Raw genomic sequence first — 15,591 nt, 5'->3', positions numbered from 1 at the left:
CCGGCTGGCGTGATTCCCGGTAGTATTCTCAGGCACTGTTAAGCGTGAATAAATCATGATGAGTGCTCAATTGGTCGCCGTATTTTTGTGCTCTTTCTTCTCTCTGTTGCTGGCACGCAACGTGGCGAGAAAAACCGGTCTGGTTGACCGGCCAAACTATCGCAAACATCATCATGGCGCGGTACCGCTGGTTGGCGGTATTTCTGTTTACATTGGCGTCTGTCTGCTGCCTGTTCTCATTTCCGAACCGATTCCCCATTTCCCGATTTACCTGATGTGTTCGGGTATGCTGGTGCTGATTGGCGCGCTGGATGATCGCTTTGATATCAGCATTGGCGTGCGGGCGGCGGTACAGGCGGTCGTGGCTATCCTGATGATGGCGCTGGCCGGCCTCATGCTACAGCGTCTGGGATTTATCTTCGGGCCGCTCTGGGATATCGGGCTGGGGCCGGTGCGTTATCTCATGACGCTGTTTGTGGTGTGGACGGCCATCAATGCCTTTAACATGGTGGACGGCATTGATGGTTTGCTGGGCGGGCTGTCCTGCGTGCTGTTCGCCGGATTAGGCATCCTGCTGTATCACCACGGTAGTCTGGCGCTGGCATTGTGGAGTTTCGCCATGATTGCCGCCATTTTGCCGTACATTCTGTTGAATCTTGAGCTCATGGGGCGGCGTTATAAAGTCTTCATGGGGGATGCGGGCAGCACCATGATCGGCTTTACTGCGATCTGGTTGCTGTTGCAGAGCTCTCAGGGCCCGGTTGATGCCATCAGGCCGGTGACGGCGTTGTGGGTTATCGCTATTCCGCTGATGGATATGGTGGCGATTGTCTATCGTCGGCTGCATAAAGGCACAGGCCTGTTCTCGCCGGATCGCCAGCATATCCATCATCTGCTCATGCGGGCAGGGTTGACTTCCCGCCAGGCTTGTCTGCTGATTACATTGGTCGCCGCGCTGCTGGCGGCGATAGGGATAGCCGGCGAATTTCTGGCGGTGCCTGAGTACGTGATGCTGGCGCTGTTTTTGCTGGTGTTCGGCGGTTACGGCTACTGCATCAAACGCGCGTGGCGGGTGGCGCGCGTTGTCCGGCGCATTCAGCGTTATTGGCGCAGCCATCGTTATTGTGGGTAAACCGGGTGGTGTGGGTAAGCCGAGTTGTGGGTAAATCGAGTTGTGGGTAAATCGAATTGTGAATAAACCGAATCAGGGAGCGCAATGAAACGGGAAACCTCCCCTCAGTCGTCGCCGGATAATGAACTGGATATTCGCCAGCTCTGTCTGACGCTGTGGCAAGGCAAGATCTGGATTGTCGGTTCGGCGGCGCTGTTTGCTCTGCTGGCGTTGATTTATTCCTGGCTGGCGCAGCCGGTATGGCGCACCACCGCGGTGACCGATAAACCAACGGCCGCTATGCTGTCGACGTTCTTCGAGCAGCAGCAGTGGTTACGTTCGCTGGATGCGCCGGCGGCGATGGTACCGGACGGCAACGCCATCATGGCCGATGCCTATGCCGAATTCACGATGCAGGCCGCCGCCTACGATACCCGGCGTGAATTCTGGTTGCAGTCCCCTTATTACCGCGAGCGTCAGAAAGGCGACGACAAGGCGGATGCCGTTCTGCTGGACGCGCTGATCAACGATATTCAGTTTATGCCGCGCGATGACGCCAAAAAAACCAACGATACCCTCAAATTGGGCGCGGATAACGCGCGAGACGCCAGCAATCTGTTGCGGCAATATGTGCAGTTCGCCAACCAGCGGGCCGTTACTCATCTGAATCAGAGTCTGGCCGGAAGCTGGGCGGCGCGCATCCGGTTTGAGCGCGCCTGGCTGCAACGCGAGGATACGGTGGCGCGAGCCGTCTATGACCGGACAGTTCAGCGTTTGACGCAGGCGCTCGTTATTGCGCGCCAGCAGGGGATCGTACAGCCGAAAAGCGAGGCGTCGCTGCTGCAGCCCGATTCGGAATGGTTTTTACAGGGTACCGCGCAGTTGCAGGCGCGTCTGGACATGCTGAAGGCCAGCGGGCCGACGTTCGACGCCGATTATGAGCCGCGGCGGGCGGCGCTGGCGATGCTTGAGAACGGACCTGCGCTGGCGGACCGGTTTCAGACTTACCGCTATCTGCATACGCCGGAAGAGCCGGTTCAGCGCGACAGCCCGCGCCGCGGTTTTCTGCTGCTGATGTGGGGCAGCATCGGCCTGTTGGTCGGCGCCGGGGTGGCGCTGGCGCGGCGTTCCCGCTAAGTGGTCGATGACGGCGCATACTGTATTGATATGAATAAGTTTTTTTACCGTGGCGGTAAACCGGAATAAAGAGAGTCATCAGTGAAAGAGAGTCATCAGTGAAAGTCTTGACGGTTTTTGGCACTCGCCCTGAAGCGATAAAAATGGCGCCGGTGATACGGGCGATGGCTCAGGATGCTTTCTTCGAATCTAAAGTCTGTGTGACGGCGCAGCACCGTGACATGCTTGATCAGGTGCTGCGTCTGTTTGAGATTGTGCCGGACTACGATCTCAATGTGATGCAGCCGGATCAGGGGCTGGTGGAGATTTCCGCCCGTATCCTCTCTGGATTGGGGCCGGTGCTGAGCCAGTTCCGGCCTGACCTGATGCTAGTGCACGGTGATACCACCACGACCCTGATGACCAGTCTGGCGGCGTTCTACCACCGTATTCCGGTAGCGCATGTCGAAGCCGGCCTGCGTACCGGCAATCTGGCGGCGCCCTGGCCGGAGGAAGCGAATCGCCTGCTGACCGGCCGTCTGGCGACCTATCATTTTGCGCCGACGATCAATGCGCGACAGAACCTGCGGCGGGAGCAGGTCCCGCCGTCCCGTATCTGGGTGACGGGCAATTCGGTGATTGACGCATTATTCTGGGTTCGGGATTTGATCGCCCGCGATGCGGTATTGCATGGTCAGTTGCAGGAAAAATATGCCTTTCTGGATCAGGAGCGAAAAATGATTCTGGTCACCAGTCATCGGCGGGAAAGCTTTGGCGACGGGATGGAGCGAATTTGTAATGCGCTGGCGGCGCTTGCCCGCCATCACCCGGATATTCAGATTGTTTATCCGGTACACCGCAATCCCAACGTACTGGAGCCGGTTCAGCGTATTCTCAGCGGCATTGATAACGTGTTTCTGATAACGCCGCAGGACTATTTGCCCTTCGTCTATCTGATGAACCGCGCCTGGCTGATCCTGACGGACTCGGGGGGGATTCAGGAAGAAGCGCCTTCGCTTGGAAAACCCGTGCTGGTGATGCGGGAGACGACCGAAAGGCCGGAAGCGCTGGCCGCCGGCACCGTGCGGCTGGTGGGAACCGATACCGCGACGATTATCCGCGAAGTCTCCCAACTGCTGGCGGATGCTTCCGTTTATCAGGCGATGAGCTATGCGCATAACCCTTATGGCGACGGGTTAGCCAGCCAGCGAATTCTCTCCGTTTTGAAACAACACCGGGTGACCGCATGAGTTTTAATCGCATTTGTGTGCTGGGCCTGGGGTATATCGGCCTGCCGACCGCTACGCTTTTGGCCTCGCGGCAACAGTCTGTTTTTGGTGTGGATGTGAACCCGCACGTGGTGGAGAGCATCAACCGGGGCCATACTCATATTGCGGAGCCGGGATTGGCGCCGGCGGTGCAGGCGGCGGTGGCGCAAGGGTATTTACAGGCCGGCAGCCATCCGGTGTCGGCGGAGGCCTTTCTCATCGCGGTGCCGACCCCGTTAAAGGCGGGCCATCAGCCTGACGTCTCGTTGGTGGAAGCCGCCGCTCTGTCGCTGGCGCCGGTGCTGAAACCGGGGGATCTGGTGATTCTGGAGTCGACGTCGCCGGTCGGCACCACGGAGCAGATGGCGGGCTGGCTGGCGCTGGCGCGGCCGGATCTGAGCTTTCCCCAGCAGGCCGGCGAGGCGTCGGATATTCGCATTGCCTATTGTCCGGAGCGGGTACTGCCCGGCCGCATCATGGAAGAATTGCTCAGCCAGGAGCGGGTGATTGGCGGGATGACGCCGCGTTGTGCGGCGCGGGCAAGCGAGCTGTATCGCTTCTTCCTGCTTGACGGCGGGTGTGCGATGACGGACTCGCGAACCGCTGAAATGTGCAAACTGACGGAAAACAGCTTTAGGGACGTGAATATCGCGTTCGCCAATGAGTTGTCGTTGATTTGCGCCGAACAGCAAATCGATGTGTGGGCGCTGATTCGTCTGGCTAATCGCCATCCACGCGTCAATATTTTGCAACCGGGGCCGGGCGTGGGCGGTCACTGCATCGCGGTCGACCCCTGGTTTATCGTATCGCAGCACCCGCAGCTGGCGCGTCTGATTCGCACCGCCCGCGAGGTGAATGACGATAAACCCCGCTGGGTGGTGGAGCAGGTGAAAATTATGGTGGCGGATGCGCTGGCGCAGGGCAATAAACGGGCCTGCGATTTGCGCATCGCCTGTCTGGGGCTGGCGTTCAAGCCCGATGTGGAAGACCTTCGCGAGAGTCCGGCGCTGGCGATAGCCGGGCAGGTAGCCGAATGGCATGCCGGGACGACCTGGGTGGTCGAGCCTCATATCCGGCAGTTACCGCCCGGTTTGCAGGGAAAGGCCGAGCAGGTGGAGATTACGCGGGCGCTGAGCGACGCGGATGTCCTGGTGCTGCTGGTGGATCACCGGCAGTTCAGGGCGATTTCCCCTGAACAGGTGACGCAACGCTGGGTGGTGGACACCAAAGGCGTCTGGCGGTGAAGGCGGCGTGGCGACGGCTGTGGATTCTGCGTTAACCGGAGTGACCTATGCCTGTTTGTGCTGAGATTGAACCTCTGGTCTGGGAAAGCGATTTTTTTCAGCGTATCAGCGGACGGTTGAGTTTCCAGGATACCGCACCGCCGTTAACCATCGCCGATCTGGATCGCTATGAGTTATGCCAGGCCAAGCTGGCGGCCAGCGATCTGGCGACGGCGGATGCGTTGTCGGCGCTGGGGTTTCGGCTGGCGGAAGGCGAGGTGGATTTCAGTATGCCGGTCGTACCTGCCGCCCGGGCCATGTTCGCCGTTGGCGTGCGCGAGGCGGAGCCGGGGGATATTGCGGCGCTGCGCGCGGCGGCGACAAAAAGTTTTGTACTAAGCCGGTTTCGGGCGCCGTGGTATGGTCCGGACGATTGCGGCCGTTTCTATGCGCGGTGGGTGGAAAAAGCGGTGTATGGCACCTTTGACGACGCCTGTCTGGTGATGGGCGGTCAGGGCGCGCCGTTGCAGGGGTTCGTGACGTTACGCCAGACTTCGCCCAGCACCGCGCGTATCGGCGTGTTGTCCGCCTGGCCTGGCATGACCGGGCAAGGGATTGGTCAGCGGCTGATGCAGGTGGCGCGGGTCTGGTGTCAGCAGCGCGGCATTCGTCGGCTGACGGTGGCGACCCAGACCAGCAACCTGGCGGCATTACGGCTCTACCTGCGCAGCGGCGCACGGGTGGAGAGCACCGCCTACTGGTTTTATCGATGATGGTTCTACCGATGATGTTTCTGCAGGTGACGACATGATTCCTTTTAACTCGCCGCCGGTGGTGGGATCAGAACTGGAGTATATGCAGGCGGCGATGCGCAGCGGCAAGCTCAGCGGCGATGGCGCGTTTACCCGTCGCTGTCAGCAGTGGCTGGAACATTATTCGGGCAGTTGCAAGGTATTGCTGACGCCTTCCTGCACCGCGTCGCTGGAAATGGCGGCGTTGTTGCTGAACATCCAGCCCGGCGACGAAGTCATCATGCCGAGTTACACCTTTGTCTCCACTGCCAACGCCTTCGTGCTGCGCGGCGCCACCATCGTGTTTGTCGACATCCGGCCGGATACCCTCAATCTTGACGAAAATCTTCTCGAAGCCGCGATTACCAGGAAGACCCGCGCCATTGTGGTGGTGCATTACGCCGGGGTGGGCTGCGATATGAACGCGGTCATGGCGCTGGCGCAGCAATACGGGCTGTTGGTGGTGGAAGATGCGGCGCAGGGGATGATGTCGCACTATCAGGACCGGCCGCTGGGCGCAATCGGCCATATCGGTTGTTTCAGTTTCCACGAAACCAAGAATTACACCGCGGGCGGCGAAGGCGGCGCTACGCTGATCAACGACCCTGAACTGGCGGAGAGAGCCGAGATTATCCGCGAGAAAGGCACCAACCGCAGCCAGTTCTTTCGCGGTCAGGCGGATAAGTACACCTGGCGCGACATCGGCTCCAGTTATCTGATGGCGGATATTCAGGCGGCTTACCTGTGGGGACAACTGGAAGCGGCGCAGCGTATTCATGAGCGGCGCCTGAAATTATGGCAACACTATGCGCGCGCGTTCGCGCCGCTGGCGGCATCTGGCCGGGCGACGTTGCCGGTGATTCCGGCGGACTGCCGTCACAACGGCCACCTGTTTTTCCTGCGCCTGCGGGATGAAGCGGAGCGTTCGGCGTTTATCCGCCATATGAAAGAAGCGGAGATCCTGACGGTGTTCCACTATATTCCTTTGCATTCCAGCCCGGCCGGCCGGCAATTTGGCCGTTTTGTCGGCGCAGACCGTCACACGACGCGGGAAAGCGAGCGCTTGGTACGCCTGCCGCTGTTCTACAACCTGTCTGACCTTAACCAGCGTACCGTAATCAATTCGGCGCTGAGTTTCTTTTCCTGATGTCGCTGGCGCGTGCATCGTTATGGACGGCGGCTTCCACGCTGGTCAAAATCGGCGCGGGGCTGGCGGTCATCAAACTGCTGGCGGTGACGTTCGGCCCGGAAGGCGTCGGGCTGGCCGGTAACTACCGCCAGTTGATCACCGTGCTGGGCGTGATGGCCGGAGCGGGCATCGCCAACGGCGTGACCCGTGCGGTGGCCGCCGCGCCGCCGGATGCCGACCGTCCCAGTCCGTTGCTGGGGACGGCGGTATCGCTGTCGATGGGCTGCTCGCTGTTGCTGACGCTGGCATTGTGGCTGCTGTCTGCGCCGTTGTCGCGCCTGCTGTTTGGCGATGACGCCTACCAGCCTGCCATCCGTGCGCTGGCCTGGCTGCAATTGGGCATTGCGGGCGCCAGCCTGCTGCTGGCGATCCTGAAAGGTTATCAGGATGCGCGGGGCAACGCGCTGGCCGTCATGGCAGGCAGTCTGCTGGGGGCCGTGGCGTATGGCGTCAGCGTTTGGCTTGGGGCGTATACCGGCGCGCTGGTGGGATTGGCGCTGATGCCGGCGCTGGCGTGCGTACCCGCGCTGGTGCTGTTGCTCCGACGAACGCCATTAGGTTTGCGAGCGCTCACACCTGACTGGTCATGGCCGCTGGCTGGTCAGTTAACCCGCTTCAGTCTGATGACGTTGATCACCGCCGTCACGCTGCCGGTGGGCTACGTGATGATGCGAAACCAACTGGCGACCCATTACACCTGGCAGGAAGTGGGGGTGTGGCAGGGGGTTACCACCATTTCCGATGCCTGGCTGCAGTTCATTACCGCGTCATTCACGGTTTATTTGTTGCCTGCGCTGGCGCGCCTGCAGGATAAACGCGCGGTCCGGCATGAGATTCTCAGCGCGTTGCGGTTTGTGTTGCCGGTGGCTGCCGCGGCGGGTGTGGCTATCTGGCTGTTGCGCGATGTGGCGATTCACTTACTGTTTTCCAGCGCGTTTTCGGCGATGCGTGACCTGTTTGCATGGCAGTTGGCAGGTGATGTATTGAAAGTAGGCGCTTACGTTTTTGGTTATCTGGTGGTCGCCAGAGCCTCGCTGCGGTTCTATTTGCTGGCTGAACTCGGCCAGTTCCTGCTGCTGACCGGATTTGCCCGTTGGTTGATTCCATTGCATGGCGCGCTGGGCGCGTCGCAGGCGTATCTGGCAACCTATGCGGTCTATTTTCTGTTGTGTTGCGGCGTTTTCATTCTGTACTGCAGGCGAGTATGACCACACTTATTCATGTCCTGGGGGCGGATATTCCCCACCATAACCAGACGGTGCTGCGTTTTTTTAACGATACGCTGGCGCCGGCGCTGCCGCCGCATCAGGTCCGGCGGTTCATGGTTGTTTCGGCGGCTGATCTCGTTGAGCAAACCTATCCGGCGTTGCAGATAGCGTGTTTTGCCGACCAGAAAGCGCTGGCGCGCGCCGTGGTGGCGCTGGCGCGTGAGGATCGGTCGGCTCGTTTCTTTTTTCACGGCCAGTTTAATCCCTGGCTGTGGCTGGCGTTGCTGTGCGGCGGTATCCGCACGACTCAGGCTTACTGGCACATCTGGGGGGCCGATTTGTATGAGGAAGCCCGCGGCTGGCGCTACCGCTGGTTTTACCGGCTGCGGCGACTGGCGCAGCGACGGGTTGCGCGGGTGTTCGCCACCCGCGGCGATATCGACTATTTCCGGCGGCGTTATCCGGCGGCGGCGACGTCGCTGCTCTATTTCCCCACCCGTATGAGCCCGCACGCGGCGGGCCCGCATGAAAAAGCGCCGGACGCGCCGTTGACCATTCTGGTCGGCAACTCCGGCGATCGCAGCAACCGCCATCTGGCGGCGCTTGACGCCATTCATCGTCAGTTTGGCGCGCAGGTGCGGGTGATCGTGCCGATGGGTTATCCGGCTGGCAACCATGATTACATTGAGCAGGTGGCACGGCACGGGCTGGGGTTGCTTGGCGCTGAGCGCTGCCGGGTCTTGCGCGAGTCACTGGCGTTCGACGACTATCTGGCGTTGTTGCGCACCTGCGATCTCGGCTACTTCCTGTTTCACCGCCAGCAGGGGATTGGCACGCTGTGTTTGTTGATTCAACTGGGCGTGCCGTTCGTTATCAGTCGTCATAACCCGTTCCGACAGGATTTGGCGGAACAGCGCCTGCCGGTGTTGCTTGGCGAGGAGACGCTGAACGAGGCGATGGTGCGCGACGCACGCGAGCAACTGGCGCGAATAGATACCCAGCAGGTAGCGTTCTTCAGCCCCGGTTATGAGCAAGGGTGGCAGCAGGCGTTGTCACTGGCGGCGGGAGACGGCGATGACTGAGTGGGCGTTTTTCGGGTTGTGGCTGGTCTGGCTGGGTGGCGGCGGCGTGGTGTTGTGGCTGAGCGGGCGTGAGTTCCGCCGGTGGCGTTTCAACTTTAACGTGCTGTTTTCCTTGCTGTATCTGCTGACATTCTATTTTGGCTTTCCGTTGACCGCCTTACTGACATTTCGCTTTGGGGTGGAGACGGCCTCGCCGCTGAACCTGCTGCTGGCGCTGCTGTCCGCCACGGCGTTTTACGTCATTTATTATGTCAGTTATAAAACCCGGCTACGGTCTATGCCGTCTGTACCGCGCTCGTTGCCGTTGACCATGACGCGGCTGGAAGCGCTTCTTACCTGTGGGTTGCTGGCGCTGGTGGCGCTGGTGACCGCAGCGGTGTTCTTCGCCAACAATGGCCTGCTGCTGTTCAAACTCAGTTCCTATAGCCAGATTTTCTCTCGCGACGTCGCCGGCGTCGCCCTGAAGCGCTTCTTCTATTTCTTTATTCCCGCCATGTTGATGTGGTATTTCCTGCACCAGACCCGGCGAGCCTGGCTGATTTTCTTGCTGACGACCGTCGCGTTTGGCGGGCTGACCTACCTGCTGGTGGGCGGCACCCGCGCCAATATCATTATCGCTTTCGCCCTGTTTCTATTTATTGGCCTGCAACGCGGTTGGATCGCCTGGTGGATGCTGGCGGCGGCAGGCTGCGCCGGTATCGTGGCGATGTTCTGGCTGGCGCTCAAACGCTACGGTCTGGACGTCAAGGGCGAAGAGGCGTTCTACACCTTTTTGTACCTGACGCGGGATACCTTTTCGCCGTGGGAAAATCTGGCCATGCTATGGCAACATCTCGACCAGATCACGCTACAGGGACTGGCACCCATCGTGCGGGATTTTTATGTCTTTATTCCTTCCTGGCTGTGGCCGGAACGACCCGCGCTGGTGCTGAACAGCGCTAACTATTTCACCTGGGAAGTGCTGAATTATCATGCCGGGCTGGCGATATCGCCGACCTTGCTCGGTTCGCTATTGATTATGGGCGGGCCGCTGTTGATTCCGGCTGGCGCGGTCGCGGTCGGGTTGCTCATCAAGGGGTTTGACGGCCTTTACCGCTACGGGCGGCAGGCGGAAAACCGCTATCTGTCCGCCGTGTTGCAGGCGTTCTGCTTTGGCACGGTGTTTAACCTGATCGTGCTGGTGCGTGAAGGGCTGGATGCGTTTGTCTCGCGGGTGGTGTTTTTCTGTCTGGTTTTCGCTGCCTGCCTGCTGGCGGCCAAATTGTTGTACTGGCTGTTGTTGCGCGCCGGTGCGGTTGCCGTTCGCGCGTCATCACAAGGAGAAACGGAATGAATGATGCACGGCCGCAGTACCCTATTCCGCAGTACCGTATTCGCGGCATCCCGGTGCAGGGTTTTCGGGATATGGAGCAGTGTGTGTCGGCGCTGTTTGCGGGCGGCGCGCCGCATCCGGGAACGCTGATTGCCATCAATGCCGAAAAGGTGATGGCTGCCGATCGCGATGCGACGCTGCGTGAACTGATGCTGCAGGAGGGCAACTGCAACTATGCCGATGGCATCAGCGTGGTGTGTTCCATTCGCCGCAAATATCCGGGCGCCCAGGTGGAGCGTATCGCCGGCGCCGATCTGTGGGAGGCGCTGATGCAGCGCGCCGGGCAACGGGGAACGCCGGTATTTCTGCTCGGCGGCAAGCCGTCGGTGCTGGCGGAGACCGAACGCAAGCTGCGTGAACAGTGGCAGGTCAACATTGTGGGCACGCAGGACGGTTATTTTGCGCCGGAACAGCGTCAGGCGGTATTGGAGTGCGTGCGCGACAGCGGCGCGCAACTGGTGACGGTGGCGCTGGGGTCGCCGCGGCAGGAATTATTGATGCGCGATTGTCGCCGGCTGTATCCCGCCGCGCTCTACATGGGCGTAGGCGGCACGTACGATGTGTTTACCGGACAGGTCAAACGCGCTCCGCCGGCGTGGCGGCGCTACGGGGTGGAATGGTTGTACCGCTTGTTGACGCAGCCCAGCCGTTTTCGCCGTCAGTTCAAACTGTTGCGCTATCTGGCCTGGCATTTCGGCGGCAGACTCTAGACGCGTTTCAACACGGCGTCACCTCGCATGACGGCGGCGGCTCGGCCCGCGCTTGCTGCTCGTCGTACCACTTTTTTATCGCTTTATCGTTGTGATCAAGGTCTGTCTGCGCTGTTTATTTCATCATGTCCGGGTACAGGAAGGGTAGGAATCCGGTTTGCATTGCGGTATCTTCTCGGCCGTTTTTCCGGTCGGGGAACGGTAATGCCTTGCCGGGAGAGAGCCGGTATACCTATGTGAAGCATGGCGGGTATAAAACAATAACGCTTTTGATGCCGGCGTAAAAAGGATCTATTGAAGACAGAGGTTATATGGCAAATACAGAAAAACAGGACAAGCTCCACCGTGGGCTGGAAGCGCGACATATCGAGCTTATCGCGCTGGGCGGCACCATCGGCGTGGGCTTGTTCATGGGGGCGGCCAGCGCCCTGAAATGGGCCGGGCCGTCCGTGCTGCTGGCCTATATCGTGGCAGGCATTTTTGTGTTCTTCATCATGCGGTCGATGGGGGAAATGCTGTTTTTGGAGCCGGTGACCGGTTCGTTCGCGGTTTACGCCCACAATTACCTGAGTCCGTTCTTCGGCTATCTCACGGCGTGGGGTTACTGGTTCATGTGGATGGCGGTCGGCATTTCGGAAATTACCGCCATCGGCGTGTATGTGCAGTACTGGTTCCCGACCTTGCCGCAGTGGATTCCGGCGATCGGCGCGGTTGCGCTGGTGGCGGCGGCCAATCTGGCGGCGGTACGGCTGTATGGTGAAATTGAGTTCTGGTTCTCGATGATCAAGATAACCACCATTGTGGTGATGATTGTGGTGGGCGTCGGCATCATTTTCTTCGGCATCGGCAACCACGGTCAGGCCACCGGTTTTGTTAACCTGACCGAACATGGCGGTTTCCTGGCCGGCGGCTGGAAAGGGCTGCTGTTTGCGCTCTGTCTGGTCGTGGCCTCCTATCAGGGGGTGGAGCTGGTCGGCATTACCGCCGGTGAAGCCCGCAATCCGCAGGTGACGCTGAAACGGGCGATCAACAACATCCTGTGGCGTATCCTGATTTTCTATGTCGGCGCCATTTTCGTGATTGTGACCATTTTCCCGTGGAATGAGATTGGTACGTCCGGCAGCCCGTTCGTGCTGACTTTCGCCAAAATCGGCATTACCGCGGCGGCGGGCATCATCAACTTCGTGGTGCTGACGGCGGCGCTGTCTGGTTGCAACAGCGGTATGTACAGCTGCGGGCGTATGCTCTATTCGCTGGCCAACAACCGCCAGTTGCCGGCGGCGCTGGGCCGGGTGACGGCGGGCGGCGTGCCGGCTGTTGGGGTGACGGTGTCCATCCTGTGTTTGGTGGCCGGTTCGGCGCTGAATTACATTATCCCCAATCCGGAAAAAGTGTTCGTGTACGTGTATAGCGCCAGCGTACTGCCGGGTATGATTCCCTGGTTTGTGGTGCTGATAAGCCAGCTGCGTTTCCGTCAGCAGCATCAGGCGGCGCTCGCCAGTCATCCGTTTAAGTCGATCCTGTTCCCGTGGGTGAACTACCTGACGATGGCGTTTCTGGTCTGCGTGCTGGTCGGGATGTACATCAACGAAGACACGCGCATGTCGCTGGTGGTCGGCGGTATTTTCCTGGCTGCGGTCAGCCTGTTTTACGTTGTGCTGGGGCTAGGTAAAAAACAGCCGGAAATGCAAACGGAAACCGAGTAATCGCGGCTAACTGCGGGTGGTGACGGCGGATTGAACCGGGTTTTGACCGCAAATGAGCAAAGCATAAGCAAACGCATCATTTCTGTGAAAAAGCACTGGACAGGCCTATATTAAATCCGTACTATCCCCACCCGCAACGGCGCTACGCGCCCGTAGCTCAGCTGGATAGAGCGCTGCCCTCCGGAGGCAGAGGTCTCAGGTTCGAATCCTGTCGGGCGCGCCATTAAATTGGGCGCGGGAGCTGCGGAGGTACTTATTACCCCGTAAATTGAGTACCGGAATACGTAGTAAAGCAGTGGTATATGGTGGCTATAGCTCAGTTGGTAGAGCCCTGGATTGTGATTCCAGTTGTCGTGGGTTCGAGTCCCATTAGCCACCCCAAATTTTAAAGTTTGTGATATGCGAAGGTGGCGGAATTGGTAGACGCGCTAGCTTCAGGTGTTAGTGTCCTTCGGACGTGAGGGTTCAAGTCCCTCTCTTCGCACCACACAAACAATGGTAGTTGTGTACGTGTTCTAAATCGGGATCGGCGAGTAGCGCAGCTTGGTAGCGCAACTGGTTTGGGACCAGTGGGTCGGAGGTTCGAATCCTCTCTCGCCGACCATCCTATTCTTAAGAAGCGGCAGTCCAAATGGACTGCCGTTTTTTTTATGGCTTTTCCCGCCTGATTTGCTTTCTACACCCGACTGGTGTATCTCCTTAATTGAATTTTTATTCGTTTTATTTGCATTTAAATGGAGATTTAATATGTCGGTCATCGATCCGGTTGAAAAACAGTTTGCCGCCTACAACGCCCACGATCTGGACGCCTTTGCCGCCTGTTTCCATGAGGATTTCCGGGCTTACCGCATGCCATCCGAAACACCGGCCATGCTGGGCAAAGCCGCGCTGGAAACCTTCTATCGCGACCATCGGTTCAATAACCCGGCGTTGCGTGCCGAACTGGTATCCCGCACGGTGTTGGGCAACCATGTTTTTGATCATGAAAAGATTTACGGCATTGAACCCGAACCGATCGAAAGTATTGCGGTGTTTGAAGTCAAAGACGGATTGATTACGACGGCATGGTTCTATTTTGCGTAATTATGCGAATACGGCGGTGGTGACCGCGTATAAACAAAGAACAGACCGCTGAGGCGGTCTTTTTTACCGTAGCCATCCGCCGGAACCACGGCCCTATACCGTGCCGTATGCGAGTGACGCAGTTTGTACATCTGCATTGGGTACAAGACAGCCTAAATAGTAACCCGACAGAAATTAGACGGATTGCATCGTTTCGGATGAAGTAATTGTGAGCGAAATCATAAAACAATAAAGAATATCTTAGATCGATCGGGTATATAGGCGGGAATATCGCCAGTGATATAGTCGCCAACAAACAACAGCGTCGTCTTGACCCGCCTCTCTTTCCCCCATTATTACAATGTAAACGAGTGAGTTATGGCATCACATCTGATTGATTTTCTTCTTATTGGAAATAACTTTGGCACACCAGAAATGCGCACCGTATGGTCAGAGCAGAATCGCCTGACCCGCCAGGTTGACGTGGAAATCGCGTTGGCGCTGGCAGAAGGCGATCTGGGTGTCATCCCGCAGGACGCGGCCAGCACCATTGCTTCCCACGCCAACGCCAGCGCACTGAATATTGAAGAGATCGCCCAGGATGCGGTGCGCATGAAGCATTCCCTGATGCCGACCATCGCCGCCATCCAGAAACAGTGCGGCGAAGCCGGCGAATACATCCATTATGGCGTGACCACGCAGGATGTGGTGGATACCGCCACGGTATTGCAGCTGCGTCAGGCATTCGACATTGTGGTGCGCGACACCCGTCTGGTGGCTATCGAACTGAAACGACTGGCGAAGAAACACCAGCATACGCTGATGACCGGTCGTACCCACGGCATGCAGGCGTTACCGACCACCTTTGGTTTCAAGCTGGCGGTATGGCTGGATGAGTTCGTGCGCCACCTGCAACGCCTGAATGAAATCCGCGACCGGGTGCTGGTAGGCAACATCAACGGCGCCATCGGCACCTACGCCTCTTTTGGCGAGCTGGGGCCGGAAATCGAACGCCACACCCTGACCCGTCTGGGTCTGAATACCCCGAATATCGGCTGGCAGTCCGCCCGCGACCGTTTCTCGGAATACGCGTCGGTGACGGTGCTGATCAGCGGTACGCTCGGTAAAATCGGCAACGAGCTGTACAACCTGATGCGTACCGAAATCAACGAAATCGAGGAACCGTTTTCCGAAGGGAAGATCGGTTCCACCACCATGCCGCACAAACGTAATCCGGCCGCGCTGGAAGGGCTGGCCAGCCTGACGGCGCCGCTGTTCAAGAGTGCGTCGTTGATCCATGAATCGATGAAAGTCGAACACGAGCGTGACGCCATGAGCTGGCGTGCGGAGTGGATCGCGCTGCCGGAAATCAACATCTATCTGTCGGCACAGTTGCAGAACGCGCTTGGCATCCTGCGCGGCATGTCGGTGAACGAAAAGCAGATGCGCGCCAATCTGGATTTGCAAAACGGCCTGCTGCTGTCGGAAAAGGTGATGTTTGAAATCGGCAAGCTGCTCGGCAAGCAGACGGCCCACCACCTGGTGTACGAGTGCTCAATGGCGGCATTTGAGCAGAACCGCGAGTTCAAAGCGTTGCTGCTGGAGCATCCGGTTCTGACGCAGCACCTGACGGCGGATGCGCTGGATGCCTGGCTGGATCCGGCGAACTACGTCGGCAGCGCGCCGCAGAAAGTCGATGAGGTTATCCGGTACGCGGATGACACCGGCCTGCTGGCTGAGTGACGGTGACGCC

At 58.8% G+C, this 15,591-nt stretch carries 13 protein-coding genes and 4 tRNA genes; all 17 read left to right on the top strand.

Annotated elements, in window-relative coordinates:
• The first annotated feature begins 58 nt into the window (after positions 1-58).
• The 17 genes from wecA to purB all read left to right on the top strand — a co-directional run bounded on the left by wecA (position 59) and on the right by purB (position 15,581).
• Entirely contained in the window at positions 59-1,132 is a 1,074-nt protein-coding gene (wecA, locus tag DXX3274_RS20775; RefSeq protein ID WP_042861466.1) for a UDP-N-acetylglucosamine--undecaprenyl-phosphate N-acetylglucosaminephosphotransferase, read from the top strand.
• 84 nt (positions 1,133-1,216) lie between these two features.
• The gene (gene wzzE / locus DXX3274_RS20770; RefSeq protein ID WP_042861465.1) at positions 1,217-2,248 is read left to right on the top strand and encodes an ECA polysaccharide chain length modulation protein; all 1,032 of its coding nucleotides are present in this window, start codon (positions 1,217-1,219) and stop codon (positions 2,246-2,248) included.
• 98 nt (positions 2,249-2,346) lie between these two features.
• Positions 2,347-3,477 carry a non-hydrolyzing UDP-N-acetylglucosamine 2-epimerase gene (gene wecB / locus DXX3274_RS20765; protein ID WP_042861464.1) on the top strand — a complete coding sequence of 377 codons (1,131 nt, stop codon included), beginning with the start codon at positions 2,347-2,349 and terminating at the stop codon, positions 3,475-3,477.
• Positions 3,474-4,739 carry a UDP-N-acetyl-D-mannosamine dehydrogenase gene (gene wecC, locus DXX3274_RS20760; RefSeq protein ID WP_042861463.1) on the top strand — a complete coding sequence of 422 codons (1,266 nt, stop codon included), beginning with the start codon at positions 3,474-3,476 and terminating at the stop codon, positions 4,737-4,739. Before wecB ends, wecC begins: the two co-directional genes overlap by 4 nt.
• A 47-nt stretch (positions 4,740-4,786) precedes the next feature.
• Positions 4,787-5,491: a dTDP-4-amino-4,6-dideoxy-D-galactose acyltransferase gene (rffC, locus tag DXX3274_RS20755; RefSeq protein ID WP_042861462.1), complete on the top strand. Its 705-nt coding sequence runs from the start codon at positions 4,787-4,789 to the stop codon at positions 5,489-5,491.
• Between the two features lie 34 nt (positions 5,492-5,525).
• Complete coding sequence (gene rffA, locus DXX3274_RS20750) at positions 5,526-6,656, top strand: dTDP-4-amino-4,6-dideoxygalactose transaminase (protein WP_042861460.1); 1,131 nt, start codon at positions 5,526-5,528, stop codon at positions 6,654-6,656.
• Complete coding sequence (gene wzxE / locus DXX3274_RS20745; RefSeq protein ID WP_042861459.1) at positions 6,656-7,906, top strand: lipid III flippase WzxE; 1,251 nt, start codon at positions 6,656-6,658, stop codon at positions 7,904-7,906. Before rffA ends, wzxE begins: the two co-directional genes overlap by 1 nt.
• Positions 7,903-8,988 (top strand): TDP-N-acetylfucosamine:lipid II N-acetylfucosaminyltransferase, encoded by a 1,086-nt coding sequence (locus DXX3274_RS20740; RefSeq protein WP_042861458.1) that lies wholly within the window; start codon positions 7,903-7,905, stop codon positions 8,986-8,988. Before wzxE ends, DXX3274_RS20740 begins: the two co-directional genes overlap by 4 nt.
• A complete protein-coding gene (gene wzyE / locus DXX3274_RS20735; RefSeq protein ID WP_042861457.1) occupies positions 8,981-10,321 on the top strand; it encodes an ECA oligosaccharide polymerase in 1,341 nt (446 codons plus the stop codon). Before DXX3274_RS20740 ends, wzyE begins: the two co-directional genes overlap by 8 nt.
• Positions 10,318-11,070: a lipopolysaccharide N-acetylmannosaminouronosyltransferase gene (gene wecG, locus DXX3274_RS20730; RefSeq protein ID WP_042861456.1), complete on the top strand. Its 753-nt coding sequence runs from the start codon at positions 10,318-10,320 to the stop codon at positions 11,068-11,070. Before wzyE ends, wecG begins: the two co-directional genes overlap by 4 nt.
• A gap of 311 nt (positions 11,071-11,381) precedes the next feature.
• Positions 11,382-12,776 (top strand): amino acid permease, encoded by a 1,395-nt coding sequence (locus DXX3274_RS20725; RefSeq protein ID WP_042861455.1) that lies wholly within the window; start codon positions 11,382-11,384, stop codon positions 12,774-12,776.
• A gap of 146 nt (positions 12,777-12,922) precedes the next feature.
• A tRNA-Arg gene (locus DXX3274_RS20720) sits at positions 12,923-12,999 on the top strand.
• 82 nt (positions 13,000-13,081) lie between these two features.
• Positions 13,082-13,157 (top strand) — tRNA-His (locus DXX3274_RS20715).
• A gap of 20 nt (positions 13,158-13,177) precedes the next feature.
• Positions 13,178-13,263, top strand: a tRNA-Leu gene (locus tag DXX3274_RS20710).
• Between the two features lie 40 nt (positions 13,264-13,303).
• Positions 13,304-13,380 (top strand) — tRNA-Pro (locus tag DXX3274_RS20705).
• Positions 13,381-13,523: 143 nt separating this feature from the next.
• Positions 13,524-13,859: a nuclear transport factor 2 family protein gene (locus DXX3274_RS20700; protein ID WP_038920502.1), complete on the top strand. Its 336-nt coding sequence runs from the start codon at positions 13,524-13,526 to the stop codon at positions 13,857-13,859.
• A gap of 357 nt (positions 13,860-14,216) precedes the next feature.
• Positions 14,217-15,581 carry an adenylosuccinate lyase gene (gene purB, locus DXX3274_RS20695; protein ID WP_042861454.1) on the top strand — a complete coding sequence of 455 codons (1,365 nt, stop codon included), beginning with the start codon at positions 14,217-14,219 and terminating at the stop codon, positions 15,579-15,581.
• The last annotated feature ends 10 nt before the right edge of the window (positions 15,582-15,591 follow it).

The sequence above is a fragment of the Dickeya sp. NCPPB 3274 genome, assembly GCF_000406205.1.
GTDB classification, from domain to species: Bacteria; Pseudomonadota; Gammaproteobacteria; order Enterobacterales; family Enterobacteriaceae; genus Dickeya; species Dickeya fangzhongdai.
The sequence above is the reverse complement of the archived record's forward strand: the minus strand, read 5'-3'. Positions and strand labels throughout refer to the sequence as shown.